Source organism: Amycolatopsis sp. NPDC051371, from assembly GCF_040682155.1.
In the GTDB taxonomy this organism is placed as follows: Bacteria; Actinomycetota; Actinomycetes; order Mycobacteriales; family Pseudonocardiaceae; genus Amycolatopsis.
This window is the reverse complement of sequence record NZ_JBFBAG010000031.1, coordinates 87650-104821: the sequence shown is the minus strand read 5'-3', so window position 1 is coordinate 104821 and position 17172 is coordinate 87650. Positions and strand designations below refer to the sequence as shown.

Sequence of the window (17172 nt, the reverse complement as noted above, 5' to 3'; positions counted from 1 at the left end):
CTCCTAACCGGTCGCTGCCGCGTGACAGGCGCCGTACCCCTCGGCGCGCACGACGATCCGGCCGGCTTCGACGCGGACGGCCGTCTCGGTGGCGTCGCTGACCGCGGTGAGGCCGGCGGCCGCGGCGAGCTGACCGGCCGGGTCGCAGACGAGCCTCAGCCGGGGACGGGACGGCGGCGCGATCGCCTGGTCGAGGCAGCCGCGCAGGTCGGCGATGGCCAGCCGCGCCAGGGGGGCGAGTTCGCCGGGGTCGCTGGTGACGAGCACGGCGGTGACGTCGGCGCCGGTGCGCACGGCCTCTTCGAATGCGGCGGCGCGGTGCAGGCCGAGGATCGTGACGACGCCGTTGCCGGGCCGGAACGGTTCGCCGGTCAGCAGGTCGGTCGCCGGCGGTGGGGTCCACGGTTCGTCGGCGGGCCGGGCCTGGCTGGTGATCGGCGGGGTTTCGGGCCAGTCGTCGCTGAGGTCCAGGTCGAGTAGCGCGGTGCAGGCGGTGACGATGTGGAACGGCTCGCCGAAGCCGGGCGCGGCGGCGGCGAGCTGGCTCGCGCCGTGCAACGTCGTGAGGGCGGCTTCGGCGACGCGGACCAGGCGCCCTCCCGGACGCACCCGTTCCAGCGCGAGCCCCAGCAGGATGGCGTCGACGCGCATGAGCTGCGCGAACGGACGGCGCGTGTGCTCGTCGGCGAGGATCTCGGGCAGCAAGTCACGGGCGAGGCGGGCGTCGCCGCTGTCGTTGTCGGTGGCCAGGGGCAGGCGTGCGACCCAGGCGCGGGCGAACGCGGCCAGCACGTCGGCGGCTGTGGGGTGGGGTGGCGGGGTGGCGTACCGGGGTGCGCGTTCGGCGAGGTCGGCCAGAACCGCGAAGTAGAGCGCCCGTTTGCCGGGGAAGTTGGAGTAGACCGCGCCGCGGGTGAGCTCGGCGCGTTCGGCGATGACGTCGATCTTCGCTTCGCGGAAGCCACGTCCGGCGAACTCGTCGCGGGCGGCGGAGAGGACCTTCGCGCGGTTGCGTTCCTGGGTCTCGGTCCTGCTGAGCCTGACCATCGTCCTCCTTGCCGTGGCGTCGCGAGCCAAGATACCGTGACCACTGAGATGACTAGAACATCTGGTATTAACATCTGGAGTGGTGGATGACCCCCGAGATCGACCTGACCGACCTGAAGGTCCTGACTGACCCGTTCACCGCCTACGACCAGGCGCGGGAGGCCGGCGCGCTGGCCAAGCTCGTCATCCCCGGCTTCGGCCCGTTCTGGGCGCTGACCCGCTACACCCAGGCCCGCGCGATGCTGGCCGACCCGCGGTTCGAGGTCCGGGCGGAGAGCTTCATGCGGCCGCCGGGCATTCCCGAGCACTGCCTGGCGTACATGCGGACGATGGCCGAGCAGGACGGGCCCGAGCACCTGCGGCTGCGCCGGCTCGTGGCACCGGCGTTCACCCCGAAACGCGCCGCGCGGCTGCGCCCGCGGCTGGCAATCCTCACCGAAACGCTGCTCGACGAGTTGCCCACCCACGCCGAGGACGGCGTCGTCGACCTCGTGCCGCACTTCGCGCGGCCGCTGCCGATGGACGTCATCTGCGAGATGGCCGGGATTCCCGACCCCGACCGGCCGCGCTGGCGGGAGTACGGCGCCGCGGTCGCCGGCGGCGTGGGCCCGGACTTCGCCGCCGCGATCCCGGAGATCATCGCGGGCGCGAAAGACGCGGTAGCACGCAGCCGGGCTGAACCGGGCGACGACCTCATCGGTGACCTCGTGCGCGCCGAGGACGACGATCGGCTCACCGACACCGAGCTGGTCACGCTGGTCTGGCACCTCGTGCTGGCCGGGCAGACGCCGGTGAACCTGATCGCGAACGCCGTGGAAGCCCTGCTGCGGCACCCGGACCAGCTCGCGGCCCTGCGCGCGGATCCGGGGCTGTGGCCGGGCGCGGTCGAGGAGCTGATGCGGTTCTGCAGTCCGCAGCTGCTGACCACGCCGCGGTTCGCGCGCGAAGACGTCGAGATCGACGGGCAGCTGATCCGCGAAGGTGAGCGGGTGACCGCCGCGATGGTGGCCGCCGACCGCGACCCGCGGGTGTTCCCCGACGCCGACCGTCTCGACGTCACGCGATCGGGGCCGGCACACCTGGGATTCTCCCACGGCCCGCACTTCTGCCTCGGGGCGTCGATCGCGCGGGTGGAGACGGAGGTGGCGGTCTCGGCGCTCTTCGCCCGGTACCCGGATCTCGCGCTGGCCGTCGACGATGTGCCGCGTGCACCCGACGGCGGGACCTGGCGGCCGGCGGAACTACTGCTGACGCTCTGACACCAGGGTTTCGATGCCGTCGAGGACGCGGGCGAGGCCGAAACGGAAGATGAAGGCCGGGTCTTCGGCAGCGTTGTGAGCCTCGCCGGCGGCCTGGCCGACCCGCGAGGCCAGGGGGTAGTGCGCCGCGTCGGCGGCCGGGATGCCGGCCAGCACCGGCGCGGCGCGCTCCCACCACTGGGCGTCGGTCAGGCCGCTGGTGCGCACCAGGCGGGCGGCGTCGAGCGAGCTGCGCGCGGTGGTCCGGACCAGGCCGGTGACGAGGCCGACGGCGGCGTCCATCTCGACGTCGTCGAGCCCGATGCCCTCGACCGCGCGCAGCTCGTGCTCGTACTTGGCGAAGCTGTGCGGGCCGAGCGCCGAGCGGCTGGTGGTGACCTGCAGCAGCCAGGGGTGGCGGTGGAAGAGCGCCCAGAGCTGGTCGGCGATCGCCGTCAGCGCCTCGCGCCAGCCGAGACCCGGGTCGGGGACGGGCAGCTCGCCGTGGGCGTGGTCGATCATCAGGTCCAGCAGCTCGGCCCGGCCGGGCACGTAGGTGTAGAGCGACATGGGGGAGACGCCGAGTTGCTCGGCGACGCGGCGGACGGTGACGGCCTCGATGGTGTCGGCATCGGCCAGCGCGATCGCCGTGCGGACGACGTCGGCCGTGGTCAGCTTCGGTTTCGGGCCGCGACGCGGAGGTCCCGGGACGCCCCAGAGCAGTTCGATCGCCCGTCGCGGGTCGCCGTCGCCGTTGTCCTCCGTGCTCACGCCGCTCATTCTGCCCACCTGATTTTCGTACGCCGTACAGAGTTGTGTTACCCTCTACTTCATACACAGTACAGAGTTAAGGGGGAGAATGACTCCGCAGATCCACGCCGAGGGACTTCGCAAGCGCTACGGCGACGCGTACGCCCTCGATGGCTTCGATCTCTGCGTCCCGGCCGGCTCGCTGCACGGCCTGCTGGGACCCAACGGCGCGGGCAAGACCACGGCCGTCCGCGTGCTGTCCACGCTGCTGCGCCACGACGGCGGTACCGCGCGGGTCGCCGGGTTCGACGTCGCCACCGAACCAGCGAAAGTGCGCTCGGCGATCGGGCTGGTCGGCCAGCAGGCCGCCGTCGACGAACTGCTGTCCGGACGGCAGAACCTGGTGCTCTTCGGCCGGCTGCACCACCTGGGCCGGCGCGAAGCCACCCGCCGCGCCGACGACTTGCTGGAGCGGTTCGGGCTCGCCGACACGGGGTCGAAGCCGGTCTCGGCGTACTCCGGCGGAATGCGCCGGCGGCTCGACCTGGCGGCGTCGCTGCTGGCTGCCCCACGGGTGCTGTTCCTCGACGAGCCGACGACCGGGCTGGACCCGCGCAGCCGCATCGAGGTCTGGCGGGCGGTGCGGTCCCTGGTCGCCGACGGCACGACCGTGCTGCTCACGACGCAGTACCTGGAGGAGGCCGATCGGCTGGCCGACCGGATCTCGCTGGTCGAGCACGGGCGCGTGATCGCCGAAGGCAGCCCGGCCGAGCTGAAGGGCTCCCTCGGGGCGACGCGGATCGAGCTGGTGCTGACCGACCCGGACGTCGTCGGCGCCGCGACGGCGTTGCTGGCCCGGGTCACCGGAGCCGAACCCGTTATCGACGAGCTGCGGGTGAGCGCACCGGCCGAGGCGTCGATGCTGACCGACGTCGTCCGCGAACTGGCGGCGGCGGATCTGGCGCTCGCCGACGTGGCGCTGCGGCACCCCACGCTGGACGAAGTGTTCCTCGAGCTGACCGGAAAGGTGTCGCCATGAGATGGGCGCTGGAAGACGGCTGGACGCTCACGCAGCGGTACCTCGCCCACCTGGCCCGGCGCCCGGCCCGGCTGGCCACCGTGGTGGCGTTCCCGATCCTGATGGTGCTGATCTTCGCCTACCTGCTCGGCGGCGGGATGACCGTGCCCGGCGGCGGCTCCTACCGCGAGTTCCTGATGCCGGGGATGTTCGCGATGACGATGGCGTTCGGGCTGTCGGGGACGATGATCGCCGTGCTGGACGACGCCACCAAGGGCGTCACCGACCGGTTCCGGTCGCTGCCGATGGCACCCTCGGCCGTGCTCACCGGACGGGTGGCGGCGGACCTGGCCAACGCGGTCCTCGCGCTGGCCGTGCTGCTGGGCTGCGGGTTCGCCGTCGGCTGGCAGCCCCACGGCAGCCTGGCCGAGACGGTCGCCGCGTTCGGGCTGCTGCTCCTGCTGCGCACGGCGCTGGTATGGGCCGGGATCTACCTGGGCCTGCTGACGACCGACCCGTCGATGGTGACGCTCGCGCAGACCCTGGAGTTCCCGTTCGGGTTCCTCTCCAGCGCGTTCGTGGCGACCGCGACGATGCCGGCGTGGCTGGGAACCGTGGCGGAGTGGAACCCGTTGTCCTCCACGGTGACGGCGGCGCGGGTGCTGTTCGGCAACCCGGGCGCGGCCGGGACGTCCTGGGTGAGCGCGCACTCCGTGCCGATGGCGGTGGTGTGGCCGCTGGTGCTGCTCGCGGTGTTCGTGCCGCTGTCCGTGCGCCGATACGGGAGGCTGGGGAACTGAACGCCGACTTCGAACCGGGGGAACCCCCACGTGCGGGACGGCTGGTGCTCGACGGGCGCTGGCTGTCCCTGGTGGACGGCTTGCCGGAACTGCTGACCACGACCGATCCCGACCCGTCCGTCTTGTTCTGGGCGACGGCGGCGAGAGCCGCGCTGCGGCTGGTCGCGGCGGGCCGGCTGCTGCCGGGCGTCACCGAGGCCGGCCACGACGCCTGGCGCGTCGGGCCGCTCGAACCGGCGGAGGCCGCGTGGCTGCGGGATCTCGCGGCCGCGATGCCAGTGGACGAGCGGGCGCCGGGGCCGCTGCTGCGGGCGTTCCTCGACGCCGTCGCCGACACCCTGCCCCGCACGCCCGCCGCGGCGAAGGCGGCCGGGACGCGGTTGTTCGCCGCGGTCGCGCCGCAGCGGGCGGAGTCCGTGCGCGACTGGGCCGACGAACTGGCCGCCGGCCTCGACTCGGGCGTCCGGGTGTCGCTGCGGGTCGAAGCAAGCGACGGCTTCGACACCGGCCGCTTCCACGCTGTCGTGCAGGTGCACAGCCTCGCCGAACCGGGCCAGGTCGCCGACGCGGCGGACCTCTGGGAGACCGGGCGGTTCGGGCCGCGGGCGCGCATCGACGTCGTGCTGGCGCTGCGGCGCGGCGCGCAGGTCTGGCCGGCGCTGAGCCCGTTGCTCACCTCGGCGGTGCCGGACGAGCTGGCGCTCGGCGAGGACGACGTGACCGACCTGGTCGCCGCCGTGGTCCCGCGGCTGGCGGCCGTGGGCATCGACGTGCACTGGCCGGCGGAGCTCGCGGGGTCGCTGACCGCGCGGGCCGTGGTGAACGCCGGCGACGCGCCCGGTGATCTGCCGTCGTTCTTCGGCGGTGGCCGGGCGCTGGAGTTCGACTGGCAGCTCGCCCTGGGCGGTGAGGTGCTGACCGCGGCGGAGCTGGACGCGCTCGCCGAGGCCCGCCGTCCGGTGGTGCGGCTGCGCGACCGCTGGGTGCTGGTCGACCCGGCGCTGGCGGCGAAGGCGCGCGAGCGGACGCTGAAGCCGCTCACCCCGGTCGACGCGCTGGGCGCGGTGCTCACCGGGACCACCGAGGTCGACGGCGAGCCGGTCGAAGTCGTCACCGAAGGCTGGCTCGCACGGCTGCGGGAACGGCTGTCCGCGCCGCCGGAACCGCAGGCGCCGCCGGCCGGGCTGGCCGCGACGCTGCGGGACTACCAGCTGCGCGGGCTGCAGTGGCTGGCCACCGTCACCGGTCTGGGCTTGGGCGGCTGTCTCGCCGACGACATGGGCCTGGGCAAGACGGTCACGCTGATCGCGCTGCACCTGCACCGCGCGTCCGGGCCGACCTTGGTGGTCTGCCCGGCGTCGCTGCTGGGCAACTGGGAACGCGAGATCCGCCGGTTCGCCCCGGGTGTGCCGGTGCGGCGCTTCCACGGGGGTGCCCGTTCGCTCGAGGACGTAGACGACACTGCGGGGTTCGTGCTCACCACCTACGGCACGCTGCGCACCGATCCCGCACCCCTGGCCGCGATCCGGTGGGGTCTGCTGGTCGCCGACGAGGCCCAGCACGTCAAGAACCACCGGTCGGGCACGGCCAAGGCGCTGCGGCTGGTGCCCGCGGCCGCGCGGGTGGCGCTGACCGGCACGCCGGTGGAGAACACGCTGTCGGAGCTGTGGGCGATCCTCGACTGGTCGGCGCCGGGCCTGCTCGGTTCGCTCAGCGAGTTCCGGACACGGTGGGCGAAACCGATCGAGGCCGGGGACCCGGCCGCGGCCGAGCGGCTGTCGCGGTTGCTGCGGCCCTTCCTGTTGCGGCGCCGCAAGTCCGACCCGGGGATCGCGCCGGAGCTGCCGGCGAAGACGGAGACCGACCAGCCGGTCGCGCTGAGCCCCGAGCAGGCGGCGCTGTACGAGGCGGTCGTGCGGGAGATGATGGCCGACATCGCCGCGAGCGACGGGATCGCGCGACGCGGCCGGATCGTCAAGCTGCTGACCGCGCTCAAGCAGATCTGCAACCACCCGGCGCAGTACCTCAAAGAGCCCGGCGGCCGCTCGGGCAAGCTGGAGCTGCTCGACGAGCTGCTCGACACGATCCTCGCCGAGGGCGGCGCGGTGCTGGTGTTCACCCAGTACGTCGCCATGGCCCGGCTGCTGGAACAGCACCTGGCCACCCGCGGCATCGGCACTCAGCTGCTGCACGGCGGCACGCCGGTCAAGCGGCGCGAAGAACTCGTCGAGCGGTTCCAGGCGGGTGAGGTGCCGGTGTTCCTGTTGTCGCTCAAGGCGGCCGGCACCGGGCTGAACCTCACGCGCGCCGACCACGTCGTGCACTTCGACCGCTGGTGGAACCCAGCGGTGGAGGACCAGGCGACCGACCGGGCCTACCGGATCGGGCAGACCCGGCCGGTGCAGGTGCACCGGCTCGTCGCCGAGGGCACGGTCGAGGACCGGATCGCGGCGATGCTGCGGGAAAAGCGCGCGCTGGCGGACGCCGTGCTGGCCGGTGGCGAGGCGGCGCTGACGGAACTGACCGACACCGAGCTCGCGGAGCTCGTCGAGCTGAGGAGCCGCGGATGAGCGACGACCGGGTGCGCGGGTTCCCCGCGTTCGGAGCGGCCGGGCGCTTCGCCCGCTCGTGGTGGGGGCGGGCGTGGGTGAGCGCGATGGAGGACACCGCGCTGGACCTGCGGCAGCTGAAGAAGGGCCGCAAGTACGCCGCGGCCGGGCTGGTCGGGCCGATCACCGTGAGCCCGGGCCGGATCGCGGCGACCGTCGACGACGTCGGTGGCGTCGATGGAGGCCCGTACCGGACCGAGCTGCGGCTGGCGGAGCTGTCCGAAGCGGACTGGACGCGGTTCCTCGACCGGGTCGCCTCGCGCGCGGGACACCTGGCGGCCCTGCTGGACCGGGACATGCCGCACGACCTGGTGGCAGCGGCCGACGACGCCGGCGTGCACCTGCTGCCGGGGATCGGCGACCTGGACCCGGAGTGCGACTGCGCGGGCTGGGAGCTGCCGTGCCGGCACGCGGCGGCGTTGTCGTTCCAGGCGTCGTGGCTGCTGGACGCGGACCCGTTCGTGCTGTTGCTGATGCGCGGCAAGGGTGAGCGGGAGATCCGCGAGGAGCTGGAGAGCCGCACGGCGCCGCGGGTGGACCTGGTCGTCGAGGACCGGACGCCGGGGGATCTGCCGGATCCGGCGGAGTTCCGGCCGTCGGGGGCGCCGTCGATCCCGGCCGCGCCCGGCGTGCCCGCGGAGGCCTTCGCTCTGCTGGCCGCGAACGCGTCGGCTCAGGCGCGGGCGATGCTGGCGGGCGAGCCGTGGCCGGGACGTCGCCACGACACGGTCCGGCTGGCCGCGGAGTTCCCCGCGGTGGCTTCGCGGCTGGGCGAGGTGGCCGACTTCGAGCGGGCGGTCGCGGCGTGGACGCACGGCGGGCGCGCGGGCCTCGAGGTGCTGGACTCGCCGTGGACACCACCGAAGGCGGCGCTGGCGGCCGCGCGGGCCGCGCTCGCCGACGTCACCGACGAGGAGCCGGTGTTCGACCGCAACCGGTGCACGGCCGGGGAGGTGCAGGTGCGGCTGGACCGCCGGGGCCGGTGGCACCCGTACCGCCGCGAGGCGGGTGAGTGGTGGCCCGCGGGGCCGCCGGAGTCCGATCCGGGCCTGCTGCTCGGCTGACCCTCCTCCCGAAGGGGCTTCTTCACGCGAACAACCCGCGTCCGGCCAGTGATTTTCGTGGGATTTCCCGGTATCCAGCCTGATCCTCGTTGTCTCCTCTCCCCAACGGCGGGTTTTCCGCCGGGCCCACTGGGGGTGCGGGCGCGCGAGTGCTGCCTTCCTCGCGCGCCCGCCCTGTTTCTGTCGGTGCCCGCCGCTAGCGTGCGGGTCATGGACGCCATTGCCGCCGATTTGCACCGGTACCTCCAGGAGAAGCGCGAGAGCGTGCTCGCGTCGTTGTCCGGGTTGAGCGAGTACGACATCCGCCGCCCGATGACCCCGACGGCCACGAACCTGCTCGGCCTGGTCAAGCACCTGGCCGGCGGGGAGCTCGGCTACCTCGGCGACTGCGTCGGCCGGCGAGCCCCGGTCCGGCTCCCGTGGGTCGAGGACGGCTCGATCTGGGACAGCGCCGACATGTGGGCCACCGCGCAGGAGTCCCGCGAAGAGCTGGTCGAGCTGTACCGGACAGCGTGGCGGCACACGGACGAGTCGATCGAGCGGCTGCCGCTGGACGCGCCGGCGTCGGTGCCGTGGTGGCCTGAGGAGCGCCGGAATACCACGTTCGGCTCGCTGCTGGTGCGGGTGACCGCCGAGGCCGCGCACCACGCGGGCCACGCGGACATCGTCCGTGAGCTGATCGACGGCCGCGGCGGCGCCGACCGCGAGGACATCGGCGACACCGCCTGGTGGGACCAGTACCGCGAGCGGGTCCAAGACGCGGCCGAGCGGCACCGAGCGTCTTAGGCGGCGCGTTCGGCGAGCGGGCGGCGCCGCAACCCCGGCTGCTGCAGTGCCGGCGGCTGGTAGGCCTGGTCGAGGGTGCCGACGTCGGTGCCCGGCGGGACGATCTCGTCGATGCGGTCGAGGAGGTCGTCGGAGAGGGTGACGTCCAGGCCGGCCAGCAAGTCGTCGAGGTGGGTCATCGTGCGGGCGCCCAGCAGCGCGCTCGTCACGTCGGGGTGGGCGATCGTGAACGCCATCGCGAGGTGGGTCATGGGCAGGCCGGCTTCCGCGGCGAGGGCGGTGAACTTCGCGACGACGTCGAGCCGGGTCTCGTCGTTGAGGTGGCGGACCAGGGCGGCGCGGCGCAGTTCGTCGTGCGGGCGGCCGGTGAGCAGTCCTTGGCCGAGCGGGCCCCAGACCAGGGTGCCCATGCCGAAGCGGCGGCTGACGGGCAGGATCTCGCGTTCGATGCCGCGGTTGAGCAGGGAGTACACCGGCTGCTCGGTGTGGAACCCGGTGAGACCGTGGCGTTCGGCGATCCAGTGGGCTTCGACGATGTCGGACGCCGGCGTGCCGGACGCGCCGATCGCGCGGACCTTGCCGCTGCGCAGGAGATCGGTGAGCGCGGCGAGGGTTTCTTCGAGGTCGGTGCCCGGGTCGGGGCGGTGCAGCTGGTAGAGGTCGATGTGGTCGGTCCGCAGGCGCCGCAGCGAGTTCTCGACCGCGGTGACGATCCAGCGCCGCGACGCGCCCTGGTGGTTGGGGTCCTGGCCGGTCGGGCGGCCGAACTTGGTGGCGAGCACGACGTCGTCGCGGCGGCCCTGCAGCGCCTTGCCGACGATCTCCTCGGAGTCGCCGTAGGCGTCGGCGGTGTCGACGAAGTTGATGCCGGCGTCGAGGGCCTTGTGGAGGACGCGGGCCGAGTCCTCGGGGTCGGCGTTGCCGATCGACGTCGCGAACATCAGCGTGCCCAGGGCGAAGGGGCTGACCTTGATGCCGGTCCGGCCCAGGGTGCGGTACTGCATGGGGACTCCTCGGAGTACGCTCGAACGTAAGCGGAAAGCTTTTCCACAACTATACGGAAGGGCTTTCCGCTTAGCTACCCGGAGGAGCACTGTGACCCCAGAGCCGCGGCGTCGGCGCGCCGACGCGCAACGCAACATCGACGCCTTGCTGGAGGCGGCGACGAGTGTCTTCGCGACCTCGGGGGTGGACGCGCCTGCCAAGGAGATCACCGACCTGGCCGGGGTCGGGGTGGGCACGCTCTACCGGCACTTCCCGCAGCGCGCGGACCTGGTCGCGGCGGTGCTGCAGCGCGAGATCGACGTCGTGGCGCAGGCCGGACCGGCGCTGAGTGCCGAGCACCCGCCCGGGGAGGCGCTGCGGCGATGGCTGCGCCGCTACACGGAGTTCGTCGGCACGAAACGGGGATTCGCCGCGGCCCTGCACTCGGGCGACCCGGCGTTCGACGCCCTGCCCGGCTACTTCATGCAGCGGATGGAGCCGGTCCTGGCGGCCCTGCTGGAGGCGGCTGCGGGAGAGGTCCGCGCCGACGTCAACGCGAAGGATCTCCTGCACGCCGTAGCGCTGCTCTGCCAGCCCGTGCGCGGCGAGGACGTGGAGTACAACCAGCGGATGGTCGCGATCCTCGTCGACGGGCTCAGCCCACGGGCGTGACCGCGTAGTCCTTGACCCGCATCGAGTCGTGCATCCGCACACCACCGGTGTTGAGCTTCGCCAGCGCCGTCGTGACGCGGGCCGGCAGAGCCGAGATCAGCTGCCCGCCGCGGGTCAGCGCCCACACGCCGGCGCGGGAGCCGGGGATGAGGCCGCGGGCGGCGCCGACGGCGAACGCGCGGCTCTTGCGCACCAGCTCGCCCATTTCCCGTTCGTAAGCGGCGAAAGCACGTTCGTGGTCGCCGCCCGCCGCGGCCAGTTCGCCGGCCAGGACGTACGCGCCGACCACCGCGAGGCTGGTGCTGCCGCCGACGGCCGGGCCGGGGCAGTAGCCGGCGTCGCCGACGAGCGTGACGCGCCCACGAGACCACGTGTCGAGCCCGAGCTGGGTGATCGAGTCGAAGTAGAACGGCCCCGGGCCGTCGAGCTCGGCGAGCCAGCCGTCGACCTGCGGGTGCATCCCGGCGTAGGCCTCGCGCAGCAGCTCCTGCTGGCGCGCGACGTCGCGGTGGTGGTAGCCGAGCTGGGCGTCGCGGCGGAACAGGAACACCGCGCGGGCCTCGTCGAGGTGCCGGGCGCTGTAGATGCCGGCGGTGCGGCCGGGGCCGAGGTGCAGCACGGTCTCGCCGTCGCCGAGGCCGCAGGTGCCGGGAATGGAGAGCACGGCCAGGTAGGCGCCGATGAACTTCGTCAAGCCGGCCTCCTCACCGAAAACCAGGCGCCGGACGTTCGAGTGCAGCCCGTCGGCGCCGACGACGACGTCGAACCTGCGCGGGGCGGCGTGCTCGAAAGTGACGTCGCCGTCGGGGGAGATGCTGGTGATCGAGTCGCCGAAGAGGTACTCGGCGTCGTCGCGGCCGGCGTCGTAGTAGATCTCGCTGAGGTCGTCGCGCATGATCTCGGCGTGCCGGTCGGAGGTGGCGCGGTAGATCTTCGTCAGATCCACCCGCACCGGACTGCGCACGCCTTCGCGGTGCAGCGTCATCCGGGTGGTGCCGGTCTTGCGGGCTTCGACGCGGGGGAGCACGCCCATCCGTTCGGTGATGTCCATCGCGGGCCGGAACAGGTCGACGGCGTGGCCACCGGTCTTGCGCAGTTCGGGGGCGCGTTCGACGACGGTGACGTCGAAGCCGTGCCGGGTGAGCCAATAGGCGAGCACCGGTCCCGCGATGCTGGCGCCCGAGACGAGAATCCGCATGAGTACCTCCCTGACTTAACGGTAGGTAAGTTGTACCACAGGTCCTTACCTATCGTTAAGTCAGTTATGCTGGGGCCGTGCCGAAACCCTCCGACACCAAGCAGCGCATCCTCGACGCCGCGCGCGACCTCTTCACCACCCAAGGGGTGCAGCGCACCAGCCTGCAGGACATCGCCGACCGGCTGGGCATCACCAAGCCCGCGCTCTACTACCACTTCCCCTCACGCGACGAACTCGTCCGCAGCATCGTCCAGCCCATGCTCGACGACGGCGAGAAGTTCCTCCTCGACCAGGAGAATCGGGGGGACGCACCGGTCCGGGAACTGATCGAAGGGTTCTTCGACTTCAACTACCGCCACCGCGCGGACGTGGTCATGCTGCTGGCCGAGATGCCGACCCTGGCCGACCTCGGCCTCATCGACCGGGTCCTGGGCTGGCGGACCCGGCTCACCGAGCTGATCTGCGGCCCTTCGCCGACCCTCGAACAGCAGGCGCGCGCGATCCTCGCCCTGGGCGGCCTGCAGGACGTCTGCATGCAGTTCCCCGACGCCCCGGTCGGGGACCTCAAGGCCGCGGCGGTCGCCGGAGCCCTCGACGCGCTCGGCTGAAGCCCACGTCGGTCAGTGCACCGCCGCGCGCTCGATGATCGCGCCCGTGTCCACCCCGGCCGGCAGCGTGCCGAACGCGATGCCCCAGTCGCCACCGAAACGCGACGCGCAGAACGCGTCCGCGACCGCCGGGTGGCCGTGGCGCACCAGCAACGATCCCTGCAGCACCAGCGCCATCGCCTCGACCACCCGCCGCGCCCGGTACTCGATCGCGTCCAGGTCGGTCAGCTCCTTGCGGACGCGGTCCACGGCGTCGTCGAGCCGCGCGTCGCCGCCGGCCGCCTGCTCGACCTCGGCGAAGAACGCCGCGACCGACTCCGGCTGCTTCCCCATCGCGCGCAACGCGTCCAGCGCAGCGACGTTGCCCGACCCTTCCCAGATCGACGACAGCGGCGCCTCGCGGTAGAGCCGCGGCATGCCCGACTCCTCGACGTACCCGTTGCCGCCGAAGCATTCGAGCGCCTCGGCCGCGTGCATCGGCGCCCGCTTGCACACCCAGTACTTCGACACCGCGAGCCCGAGCCGCCTAAACGCCTGCTCCTGCGCGTCGTCGCGCCGGTCGCCCGCCGCGGCCAGCCGCATCGCCACCGTCGTCGCCGCCTCGGACTCGACCACGAGGTCCGCGAGCACGTTCGCCATCAGCGGCTGGTCGACCAGCGCCTTGCCGAACGCGTGCCGGTGGGTCGCGTGGTGGACCGCGCGGACCGCCCCCAGCCGCATGCCCGACGCGCTGCCGAGCGTGCAGTCCAGGCGGGTGTTGTTGACCATCTCGATGATCGTCCGGACCCCGCGGCCCTCTTCGCCGACGAGCCAGCCGACGGCGTGGTCGTACTCGATCTCCGACGACGCGTTGGACCGGTTGCCCAGCTTGTCCTTCAGCCGCTGCAGCCGGATCGGGTTGCGCGAGCCGTCGGGCAGGACGCGGGGGAGCAGGAAGCACGAAAGCCCGCCCGGCGCCTGGGCCAGCGTCAGGAACATGTCCGACATCGGCGCCGAGGTGAACCACTTGTGCCCGACGAGGGTGTAGCTGCCGTCGGCACTCGGCACCGCCGTCGTGGTGTTGGCCCGCACGTCGGAGCCGCCCTGTTTCTCGGTCATGGACATGCCCGCGATCAGGCCGCGCTTGCTGTCGGGCTCGCGCAACCCGAAGTCGTACTCGGTCGCCGCCAGCAGCGGCTCGTACCGCGCGGCCAGCTCCGGGTTGGCCCGCAGCGCCGGGACCGCGGCGTAGGTCATCGAGATCGGGCAGCTGTGCCCGGCCTCGACCTGCCCCCAGGTGTAGAACTTCGCCGCCCGGGCCGCGTGCGCACCCTCGCGCGGGTCCTGCCACGGCGTGCCGTGCAGGCCGTGCGACACCGCGACGGTCATCAAGTCGTGCCAGTACGGGTGGAACTCGACCTCGTCGATCCGGTGGCCGTAGCGGTCGTGGGTGCGCAGTACCGGTTCGTTCTCGTTGACCACCCGGCCCCACTCCTGGGCCTGCTCGCTCCCGGCCAGCCGGCCCAGCTCGTGCAGCTCCTCCGACGCCCAGCCCGCGCCGGCCCGCTCGAGCCCGGCCAGCAGCGCCGGGTCGTCGGCGACGTCGTGGCCCTGCAGCGGCGGGACCTGGTTGGTGACCTCATGCGTGGCGGGCATCGGAACCTCCTAGAGCGCGGACGACGAACGTGCGGAGCTCGGCGACGTCACCGGCGTTTCCGCTGGTCAACGGGCCGATCAGGACTTCGGCGGCGGCACCCACCAGCGCGGCGGCGGTCAGCCGGCCGTCCTGCGGCGGCAGCGCGCCTTCTCGGACGCCGGCCGCGACGTGCTCGGCGACGACGTCGGTGAACGCCCGCCGGAACTCGAGCCGTTCGGTGTCGATCCGCGCGTCGACCGGCTCGGCCAGCAGGGCGTACGCCTGGCGGGGCGCCTTGAGCGCGCGCTGGGCGAAGGTCTCGAACACCGCCAGGACCCGCTCGGCGGGCTCGCCGGGCTGTGCGGACGCGGCCCGGACCGCCTCGACCTCCCGCGTCACGACCTGGCGGAACACGTGCACGACCAGGTCGGCCTTGGTGGGGAAGTGTCGGTAGACGCTCCCGACGGCGACCCCGGCCCGCTCGGCGACGGCGGCGACGGAGCAGCCGCTGTAGCCGTGCTCGGCGAGCTGTTCGGTGGCCGCGGCGACGATCGTCTCGCGCTGGGCGTCGAGGCGTTCTTGCACCTTCGGGGTGCGACGGTAGGGCACGTCAAGAAGTGAAGCACTGATTCATTACTTCAGTCAACGCTCCCGAGAAACACTCGTACCGCCCGCGGCGACCGCAGCTCCACGACGTCCACCTCGGCCCCCGCGAGCACCCGCCGCACCTTCGGCAGGTGCCGCCACCGGTAGGTCAGCACCCACGACCAGAAGTCCCACCGCTCCCGGCCCCGCCGCAGCGCCCGCCACGCACAGCGCAGCGGCGACAGGTTCAGCAGCACCGCCGTGTCGGCCGCCGCGGCCCGGACCTCCAGCACGTCGTACGGCCCGAGGTCACCGTCGAGGATCCACCGCGGCCCCGCGGCCAGCTCCCGTTGCCGCGCAACCCACTCCGCCGCCGCCAGCCCCTCGAGGCCCGGCTGCCAGAACACCGCGTCCAGCTCCACCACCGGCAACCCGGTCCGTGCCCCGAGCCGCCGCGCGAACGCCGACTTCCCGGACCCGCCGCACCCCAGTACCAGCACCCGCTCCACACCCGCCATTCTCACGCTTGCGCTGGAGCGCACTCCAGCTCCTACCGTCGAAACCATGACCACTCCGCAGCACAAGATCGGCTCCGGCTACGGCGCCACCACCATCGCGGCCGAAGTCCTCACCGGCATCGACCTCACCGGCAAGCTCGCCCTCGTCACCGGCGGCTACTCCGGCCTCGGCCTGGAGACCACCCGCGTCCTGGCCGACGCCGGCGCCCACGTCGTCGTCCCCGCCCGCCGGCGCGCCACCGCCGAAGAAGCCCTCGCCGGGATCCCGAACACCGAGATCGACGAACTCGACCTCGCCGACCTCGACAGCGTCCGCGCCTTCGCCGGCCGCTTCCTCGCCACCGGCCGCCGCCTCGACCTCCTGATCGGCAGCGCCGGCGTCATGGCCTGCCCCGAAACCCGCGTCGGCCCCGGCTGGGAAGCCCAGTTCGCCACCAACCACCTCGGCCACTTCGCCCTCGTCAACCACCTCTGGCCGGCCATCGCCGACGGCGCCCGCGTCGTCTCCGTTTCCTCCCGCGGCCACCACTTCTCGCCGATCCGCTGGGACGACGTCCACTTCGGACACGACTACGACCGGTGGCGCGCCTACGGCCAGGCCAAGACGGCCAACGTCTTGTTCGCCGTCCACCTCGACCGCCTCGGCCGCGACCGCGGCGTGCGAGCCTTCGCCCTGCACCCCGGCTCGATCATGACCAACCTCCTGCGCCACGTCCCCCGGGAAGAGTGGCGCGCCAACGGCTGGCTCGACGAGCACGGCAACCCCACCGACTACTTCAAAACCCCCGAAGCCGGCGCCGCCACCCAGGTCTGGGCCGCCACCTCACCCCAGCTCGACGGCCTCGGCGGCGTCTACCTCGAAGACTGCGACATCGCCGAACCCGCCCCCGACGAAGACGGCGTCACCGCGGTCCGCCACCGCGTCGGCGTCCGCGGCTACGCCACCGACCCCGGCGAAGCCGCCCGGCTCTGGGCACTGTCGGCCGAACTCACCGGCGTCGACGCTATTTCCCGGTGATCACGCCGACCGCGATCCCCAGGATCGCCGTGTTGTAGACGAACGCCACCACGCTGTGCGTCAGCACCGTGTACCGGATCGGCCGCGCCTGAACCTCCACATCGGACGTCGCGAACGACGTCCCCACCGTAAAGGCGAAGTACGCGAAGTCCAGCAGGTTCGGCCGTTCCGTCGCCGGGAATCGCAACCCTGGCCCCGGCGCCGCCCGGTAGTGCAGGTGCGCGTACCGGTCCGCGTACCCGAAGTGCAGCAGGATCCACGCCGCCAGCACCGCCGGCACCGCATTGATCTGCAGCACCGTCGCGTACTCGCCGTCCTCCTCGGCGATCACGTTCGCCGCCAGGATCAGCAGGCCCGCCGACATCCCGACCACGCTCACCAGCAACGTCGCCGCGAAACTCGACCGCCGCCCCAGCAGGCTGTGCAGCCACGTCGGCTCGCCGTCACCCACCAGCCGGTAGCGGCGGATCCGCAGGAACCGCGTCACGATCACCGCCACCGCCAGCACGTCCCACGCCAGCAGGAACACCACGTCCAGCCCGGTGTCCGGCGCGACCAGCCACCCCAACCCCAGCAGCACCAGCAGGAACTCCGCGCACTGGTACCAGATCCTCCGCAGACGACGCACCGCGCGAAGCTAACCGCCCCGGCGGCCGAGGGCA

Annotated in this window: 17 protein-coding genes; 9 read left to right on the top strand and 8 right to left on the bottom strand. The window is 72.8% G+C overall.

What is annotated here, in order from left to right:
• Nucleotides 1-3: 3 nt before the first annotated feature.
• Nucleotides 4-1047, bottom strand: a complete 1044-nt coding sequence (locus AB0M59_RS33065; protein WP_364623198.1) for a TetR/AcrR family transcriptional regulator — start codon at nt 1045-1047, stop codon at nt 4-6.
• 86 nt (nt 1048-1133) lie between these two features.
• On the opposite strand from AB0M59_RS33065, the gene AB0M59_RS33060 reads away from it, so the two are divergent.
• Nucleotides 1134-2306: a cytochrome P450 gene (locus AB0M59_RS33060; RefSeq protein ID WP_364623195.1), complete on the top strand. Its 1173-nt coding sequence runs from the start codon at nt 1134-1136 to the stop codon at nt 2304-2306.
• Here AB0M59_RS33060 and AB0M59_RS33055 read toward each other — a convergent pair.
• Entirely contained in the window at nt 2289-3065 is a 777-nt protein-coding gene (locus AB0M59_RS33055; protein WP_364623192.1) for a TetR/AcrR family transcriptional regulator, read from the bottom strand. The genes AB0M59_RS33060 and AB0M59_RS33055 overlap by 18 nt on opposite strands.
• 79 nt (nt 3066-3144) lie before the next feature.
• Between AB0M59_RS33055 and AB0M59_RS33050 the strand changes: the two genes are divergently transcribed.
• The 5 genes from AB0M59_RS33050 to AB0M59_RS33030 all read left to right on the top strand — a co-directional run bounded on the left by AB0M59_RS33050 (nt 3145) and on the right by AB0M59_RS33030 (nt 9312).
• Nucleotides 3145-4074, top strand: coding sequence for an ATP-binding cassette domain-containing protein (locus AB0M59_RS33050; protein ID WP_364623189.1), 930 nt, complete (start codon nt 3145-3147; stop codon nt 4072-4074).
• A complete protein-coding gene (locus tag AB0M59_RS33045) occupies nt 4071-4853 on the top strand; it encodes an ABC transporter permease (protein ID WP_364623186.1) in 783 nt (260 codons plus the stop codon). Before AB0M59_RS33050 ends, AB0M59_RS33045 begins: the two co-directional genes overlap by 4 nt.
• Nucleotides 4854-4897: 44 nt before the next feature.
• A complete protein-coding gene (locus tag AB0M59_RS33040; RefSeq protein ID WP_364623184.1) occupies nt 4898-7423 on the top strand; it encodes a DEAD/DEAH box helicase in 2526 nt (841 codons plus the stop codon).
• Entirely contained in the window at nt 7420-8526 is a 1107-nt protein-coding gene (locus tag AB0M59_RS33035; RefSeq protein ID WP_364623181.1) for an SWF/SNF family helicase, read from the top strand. Before AB0M59_RS33040 ends, AB0M59_RS33035 begins: the two co-directional genes overlap by 4 nt.
• Nucleotides 8527-8736: 210 nt before the next feature.
• Nucleotides 8737-9312: a DUF664 domain-containing protein gene (locus AB0M59_RS33030; RefSeq protein ID WP_364623178.1), complete on the top strand. Its 576-nt coding sequence runs from the start codon at nt 8737-8739 to the stop codon at nt 9310-9312.
• Here the strand turns inward: AB0M59_RS33030 and AB0M59_RS33025 are convergent.
• Complete coding sequence (locus AB0M59_RS33025) at nt 9309-10316, bottom strand: aldo/keto reductase (protein ID WP_364623176.1); 1008 nt, start codon at nt 10314-10316, stop codon at nt 9309-9311. The genes AB0M59_RS33030 and AB0M59_RS33025 overlap by 4 nt on opposite strands.
• Nucleotides 10317-10407: 91 nt before the next feature.
• On the opposite strand from AB0M59_RS33025, the gene AB0M59_RS33020 reads away from it, so the two are divergent.
• A complete protein-coding gene (locus AB0M59_RS33020) occupies nt 10408-10968 on the top strand; it encodes a TetR/AcrR family transcriptional regulator (protein ID WP_364623175.1) in 561 nt (186 codons plus the stop codon).
• Here AB0M59_RS33020 and AB0M59_RS33015 read toward each other — a convergent pair.
• A complete protein-coding gene (locus AB0M59_RS33015; RefSeq protein WP_364623173.1) occupies nt 10952-12166 on the bottom strand; it encodes an FAD-dependent monooxygenase in 1215 nt (404 codons plus the stop codon). The genes AB0M59_RS33020 and AB0M59_RS33015 overlap by 17 nt on opposite strands.
• A 77-nt stretch (nt 12167-12243) precedes the next feature.
• On the opposite strand from AB0M59_RS33015, the gene AB0M59_RS33010 reads away from it, so the two are divergent.
• Nucleotides 12244-12774 carry a TetR/AcrR family transcriptional regulator gene (locus tag AB0M59_RS33010; protein WP_364623170.1) on the top strand — a complete coding sequence of 177 codons (531 nt, stop codon included), beginning with the start codon at nt 12244-12246 and terminating at the stop codon, nt 12772-12774.
• Nucleotides 12775-12786: 12 nt separating this feature from the next.
• Here the strand turns inward: AB0M59_RS33010 and AB0M59_RS33005 are convergent, their stop codons facing one another.
• The 3 genes from AB0M59_RS33005 to AB0M59_RS32995 are packed head-to-tail and all read right to left on the bottom strand — an operon-like array spanning nt 12787 to nt 15483.
• Complete coding sequence (locus AB0M59_RS33005) at nt 12787-14409, bottom strand: acyl-CoA dehydrogenase family protein (protein WP_364623167.1); 1623 nt, start codon at nt 14407-14409, stop codon at nt 12787-12789.
• On the bottom strand, nt 14393-14998 hold the full coding sequence (locus AB0M59_RS33000) for a TetR/AcrR family transcriptional regulator (RefSeq protein WP_364623164.1): 606 nt from the start codon (nt 14996-14998) through the stop codon (nt 14393-14395). Before AB0M59_RS33000 ends, AB0M59_RS33005 begins: the two co-directional genes overlap by 17 nt.
• 29 nt (nt 14999-15027) lie before the next feature.
• Nucleotides 15028-15483 (bottom strand): DNA topology modulation protein FlaR, encoded by a 456-nt coding sequence (locus AB0M59_RS32995; RefSeq protein WP_364623162.1) that lies wholly within the window; start codon nt 15481-15483, stop codon nt 15028-15030.
• A 55-nt stretch (nt 15484-15538) separates the two neighbouring features.
• Here AB0M59_RS32995 and AB0M59_RS32990 point away from each other — a divergent pair, with 55 nt between their 5' ends.
• The gene (locus tag AB0M59_RS32990; RefSeq protein ID WP_364623159.1) at nt 15539-16510 is read left to right on the top strand and encodes an SDR family NAD(P)-dependent oxidoreductase; all 972 of its coding nucleotides are present in this window, start codon (nt 15539-15541) and stop codon (nt 16508-16510) included.
• Here the strand turns inward: AB0M59_RS32990 and AB0M59_RS32985 are convergent.
• A complete protein-coding gene (locus AB0M59_RS32985; protein ID WP_364623156.1) occupies nt 16497-17138 on the bottom strand; it encodes a DUF1345 domain-containing protein in 642 nt (213 codons plus the stop codon). The two genes, AB0M59_RS32990 and AB0M59_RS32985, sit on opposite strands and share 14 nt — an antisense overlap.
• Nucleotides 17139-17172 lie beyond the last annotated feature (34 nt).